Genomic DNA, 341 nt, shown 5'->3' on the forward strand with positions numbered 1-341 from the left:
CAGTCTATCTTTCTATCACATACCCAAATTTTTAAAGAACGAACTAGTCAAAGACTAGAAATCAACATTCACCATCATCACGATGGAATGCTCATTTCTAAGCTTTACACAATCAGAAGCAGTTAGTGGTGGAGCCAAACGGGATCGAACCGTTGACCTCCTGCGTGCAAGGCAGGCGCTCTCCCAGCTGAGCTATGGCCCCGTATTTCTACAGGCGTTTCCCACACAAAATTGGTGGGTCTGGGCAGATTCGAACTGCCGACCTCACCCTTATCAGGGGTGCGCTCTAACCAACTGAGCTACAGACCCAATTTCGGGCTGCTTCTTATCGTCTTCTTCAA

Annotated in this window: 2 tRNA genes; both read right to left on the bottom strand. The window is 47.8% G+C overall.

Annotated elements, in window-relative coordinates:
- Positions 1–126 precede the first annotated feature (126 nt).
- Positions 127–202: transfer RNA gene (locus tag ACM6I0_RS22760), tRNA-Ala, on the bottom strand.
- Positions 203–232: 30 nt separating this feature from the next.
- Positions 233–309: transfer RNA gene (locus tag ACM6I0_RS22765), tRNA-Ile, on the bottom strand.
- Between the last annotated feature and the right edge of the window lie 32 nt (positions 310–341).

Origin of the sequence: Pseudomonas sp. IT-P294 (assembly GCF_949767865.1) — a bacterium.
Classification (GTDB): domain Bacteria; phylum Pseudomonadota; class Gammaproteobacteria; order Pseudomonadales; family Pseudomonadaceae; genus Aquipseudomonas.